5 protein-coding genes are annotated in these 4259 nt (G+C 59.1%); 3 read left to right on the plus strand and 2 right to left on the minus strand.

Translation table 11 applies throughout. The features are described 5' to 3' along the window. Nucleotides 1–198: hypothetical protein (locus P0D80_RS48865; protein WP_408295615.1), on the plus strand; the 198-nt coding region annotated here is incomplete at its 5' end. Nucleotides 199–564: 366 nt separating this feature from the next. Here P0D80_RS48865 and P0D80_RS48870 read toward each other — a convergent pair. Then, a complete protein-coding gene (locus P0D80_RS48870; protein ID WP_408295618.1) occupies nt 565–951 on the minus strand; it encodes a response regulator transcription factor in 387 nt (128 codons plus the stop codon). A 219-nt stretch (nt 952–1170) separates the two neighbouring features. Here P0D80_RS48870 and P0D80_RS48875 point away from each other — a divergent pair, with 219 nt between their 5' ends. After that, complete coding sequence (locus tag P0D80_RS48875; protein ID WP_408295621.1) at nt 1171–1413, plus strand: hypothetical protein; 243 nt, start codon at nt 1171–1173, stop codon at nt 1411–1413. 476 nt (nt 1414–1889) lie between these two features. Here the strand turns inward: P0D80_RS48875 and ltrA are convergent, their stop codons facing one another. Beyond that, nucleotides 1890–3278: a group II intron reverse transcriptase/maturase gene (ltrA, locus tag P0D80_RS48880; protein ID WP_408295624.1), complete on the minus strand. Its 1389-nt coding sequence runs from the start codon at nt 3276–3278 to the stop codon at nt 1890–1892. Between the two features lie 548 nt (nt 3279–3826). Here ltrA and P0D80_RS48885 point away from each other — a divergent pair. Beyond that, nucleotides 3827–4192, plus strand: coding sequence for a TMEM175 family protein (locus P0D80_RS48885; RefSeq protein WP_408295627.1), 366 nt, complete (start codon nt 3827–3829; stop codon nt 4190–4192). Nucleotides 4193–4259: the final 67 nt, after the last annotated feature.

Below are 4259 nucleotides of genomic sequence, written 5' to 3' on the forward strand. Positions count from 1 at the left end.
GGTGGTGAGCCTGACTGGTTCACCCGGACGCAGGCGGACTTTTCTTCCGGCGACCGCAATGATGCGGCGGCGTCCGTCCGCAAACGCCTTGAGCAAGCGGATCTGGTCAGCGTCTGGCGGCAACCAGAATGGCACCTCGGGCGCTTCCCGCGTAATCGCACAGGCGACCTCGCCGCGATGCCCGGTCAGGCGAAATGAAATTTCATGTCGGTCTGCCGCAGTGGAGATTGCGCCTGCGTCTGCTGGAGGCGAGGTTTGCGGTTGAGGGAGCCGCAGAAGTGCCAGACGGTTAGTTGCATGTTTGTATCGACACGGACTTCCAGAGTGAGCCTTTATGGGAGACGACATTCACAACCATGCGAAAGCGCGCTCGCCTGATACTGCGTGCCGCTGTCGAAGACGGCGCTCACCCACCCTATCGGGTGCCCATTGAGGCGCCATTTCGATTTGCGTTCGCGTTGGGTGATCGGCGGTACACGACCCTTTTCGGACCGCCGCCATCTGGGCATGTATGGTTGGATCAAGCCTTGAACCGGACATTCAGCCGCAACTGGGCGAAGCGCTTTATGGGAGTACGGGTAGCTCTAGCGCTTGTTCCACAGCCCTAATCAATGCGGTGCCGTCGAACGGCTTTTTCAGGTAGCCTGCCGCACCTCTGGCGAGAGCCTTCTGGCGAACGGCCGGATCGTCGTGTCCGGTCATGAAGATGATGGGCACGCCAGTCGGGGCCAGGCGGCACAGCAGCTCCAACCCGTCGATCCCTGGCATCTGGAAGTCCACGATCACGCAGGCGGGGTGGCACGAAGCTCCCGACGACAGCGTGCTCAGAAATGTCTCGCCACTGGGAAACGTCTGCGCCTCTACCCCGACAGAGTGCAGCAAACGCTTGAGGGCACGGCGCACTGATTGGTCATCGTCGACTACCGCTACGGTTCGATTGAAGTTGACCATTTAACGTCGCGATTGTAGCTGCTGCGTGACTGGGGATCAGTCGATGCACTATAGGGCTTTGATGCACCGCCGGCACACCGGATAGCGCAACTCAATTGACTATATTCCATAGGACTGACAGACGCCTTACGCACCACGGTTAAACTGTTGTGCGAGTTAAACCCGTCTGCGCATGATGCTTCGTCCTACGATTGTTTTATACGTTTTGCGAGGGGCACAATGACATCAACCTTCGAGGTAACAGTCGTCCCAGCCGGAGAATCGGCCGGGCAATTCGACGCCGCGTGCGACTACGTGCGTAACATGGCGCAAGCGCGCTGCGCAGCCGTGATCGTTATCGACGGCGAGTTGGGATCGGGCTATTCCGTGATGGGCCCGCTTGAAGCGCAGGTACTCTTGCCGGACATATTGCAGAAGATGGCAGATGCCTTGCGCGGCCAGCTCGCGAAAAATCTGCAGTAACTAGCTGGTCTCCCCGCCACGCGAGCAAGTTCAAGCGGCCAATCGCGAATCGCCGGCAGTGCTAACGTAGCGGCCTTTCGGGTTAGGGCAGCGACGGTCGCTTCATGGCCGATTGTCGTCGGATGCGTGCGCGAGCCAAGGCGGCGGAATTGCCGAGTCTTGCTGCAAGTGGAGAAGTTTTGCGTGCAGCAGATCTGCTACAGCAAAGGTAGCAACTCATAGCTGACAGGCGTTGCGCCTGTCATTCCGCCCCCTGAACTATCGCCGCCCGTGAAGGCTCGGCAAAGTTACTTTGAACTGCCCAGTTCGGTAGAGTCGAGATGTGGCGCGGTAGCGGTAGGCTCGGTTTGTCTGTTGCCGCCTCTTTCGTCTGGCGGTGCCCCAATAACCTCGCCGTAACCCCGTTTCCACATCCCGCTCATCGAACCCAGCGTGCAGATCTCCCGCACTGGGCTCTCGGACAAGACCTCACGCCTTCACACACGCCAGGCTACGCCCCCACGTGCGCTCAGACGTACGAGACCGAAGTACCCGTAGAGATGCGGGGATGGATAAGTCCCGCCCCTGCGACGTCTGAGTTTGTACTTGTTGCGTAGCCACCGGCGCAACCGCGTCGCGGTGTAGCTCTCGATTGCTCGGTATGCTCGGCTGACGCTTCCTACCTGGAAGTAATTCGCCCAGCCGCGCAACGTGCGGTTCAACTTGCCCACCAACTCCGTGGTCTCTTGCCATACCGTCCTGAGGGCGGTCATTGCATGAATCTTTTCGACCATGCGCCGGATACTCTTCTTCGATGGCTTCATGCCCATACGAGCCTGACCAGTCGTTGCTGAGAACATCCGCCCAAACGTAAAACCCTGGAAGTCGAACTCACCTTCTGGCACCTTGCAGATTCGTGTCTTCTCCTCGTTGACCGTCAGCTTCAGTTTGCCCATGATCTGACGCAGGTTCAGCAGCGCCTCTTCGGCCTTGCCTTTCTTGCAAAGGATCACGAGATCGTCCGCGTAAGTCACGATGCGACTGCCAAGACTGCGCTGAAGCCCGAGCTTCTTCCACGCCAGCACGAACCGGCGCATGTAAACATTCGCCAGCAGTGGTGAGATGGGGGAGCCCTGTGGAATCCCGCGCCGACTGTCTCGAGCCTCCGTCGTCCGCTTCTGCCGGCCTCGGTCATCGGTTTCTTCAACGGGGCATTCCAGCCACATCTTGATCAGATGCAGCACACGCCGATCAACGATGCGGCGCGCGAGCGACAGCATCATTTCGGCGTGTGGAATACTTCCGAAGTAGTCCGCAAGGTCAGCATCAACAACGTCCGTTTGCCCTCGATGCAGCCGCTCCTCCACCTCGATTACCGCTTGCTGGGCATTTCGCCCCGGGCGGTACGCGTACTGCTCTGGTGGAAGGTCCGCTTCGAAGATCGGTTCGAGCACCAGCATCGCTGCTGTCATGCACACCCGATCCCGCAAGGTCGAGATGCCCAATGGCCTCAGCTTGCCATTGGCCTTCGGGATAAACACTATTCTGATAGGGTCCGGCCGGTAAGTCTCCAGCCTGAGCGCAAGCGCCAGTTCGCCGAGCCACTTCTGCACCCCGTACGCTTCGACCTCCGCGAAGTCCTGTCGATCGACACCCGGTGCGCCCTTGTTCGAACGACACTGTGCGTACGCATGCGCCAGCACATCCTCGCGATAGATCTTGTCGTACAGCGCGTAGAAGCGATACCCGGCTTCTGCCTTCGCTTTCGCGTGTAACGCCATCTGCAGCTTCTGAACACGAATCGGAGTTGATAGGTTGCCCAATCTCCACGTCCTCACTACGTATTGCGTCTGTCTTGAACTGAGGCCCCTTCCCTCCACCGGCATTACCCGGCTTCACCAGTACTACGGGCCTCTCCGTCATCCCAAGGCGCCCGGCCTGTCCCTCGCGGGCGTCCGGTTGGTCATCCCTGACCACGCCGAGGGACTTCCCGTGTTGCGTACGCTTTCCTTGTGTACATGCTGTCGCCACTACCCCGGCGCAGCGACTGGGCGTCCAGCCTGCTCATTCACCCAGTCGTATCAGCCTTCCCCGATAGGGTTGCCGGGTCGGCCTGCGCGTCGTCCTTTTCGAGGTTTGCTCGGCGTTCACTCGCGTTACGGCCTGCACACTCGCGCTGTCACCTATTCGTGACACGCATTACCAGAGGCTTCAGCCACTTCGTTACCTCCATGACTGCTCCAGTTGCTTCCGGCTGGAGCGGTTGCCGGGCGGGGCTTGCACCCGCTGGAAAACGCCGCCTTTTCACGGCGCACACCCGAAGCCGACTTTCATTCTTGTGACACCGAAGTCCGGTCGGCGCGCGAAAACAGCCGTTCACTCGACTCGCAGGTGGCCGGGTAATATGGTGACGACCTCTCAAGGTGCTGACACCATGGCCAAAGTCGAAGACAGACTAGCGCGTTTCTACGCGCTTTCCGACGGGATTTTCGCCGTCATCATCACCGTGATGGTTCTGGCATTTAAACCACCAACAGGTCATGATTTCCGCGCACTAATCGGCCTGTGGCCCGATCTCATCAGCTACGCAGTGAGTTACGCATTCATCGCCGTGGTCTGGTTGAATCATCACGCAGTGCTCCGGCAAGCACAACATCTGACCGGCCCACAGCGATGGACATTGGCTTCCCCTGGTTGCTTTCTTATGAGCAATTTAAGGCCCCGGATACGGGTCAGCTCGCCGGTTTGTCGCGATTCACATAGGGCGAACGGTCAGAAACCATACTCATCATGCCGTTAATGCATATCGCGGCAGAGTAATGGTGAAGACGCAGCCGGTGCCCGGCATATCGCGGACGCTCAAAATA

The organism is Paraburkholderia sp. RL17-373-BIF-A (assembly GCF_046030175.1).
Classification (GTDB): Bacteria; Pseudomonadota; Gammaproteobacteria; order Burkholderiales; family Burkholderiaceae; genus Paraburkholderia.

What these genes read in the sequence shown, in the direction of transcription:
- P0D80_RS48885 (WP_408295627.1), top strand. Translation starts at nt 3,827, where the DNA reads ATGGCCAAAGTCGAAGACAGACTAGCGCGTTTCTACGCGCTTTCCGAC.
- ltrA (WP_408295624.1), bottom strand. Translation starts at nt 3,278, where the DNA reads ATGCCGGTGGAGGGAAGGGGCCTCAGTTCAAGACAGACGCAATACGTA.
- P0D80_RS48875 (WP_408295621.1), top strand. Translation starts at nt 1,171, where the DNA reads ATGACATCAACCTTCGAGGTAACAGTCGTCCCAGCCGGAGAATCGGCC.
- P0D80_RS48870 (WP_408295618.1), bottom strand. Translation starts at nt 951, where the DNA reads ATGGTCAACTTCAATCGAACCGTAGCGGTAGTCGACGATGACCAATCA.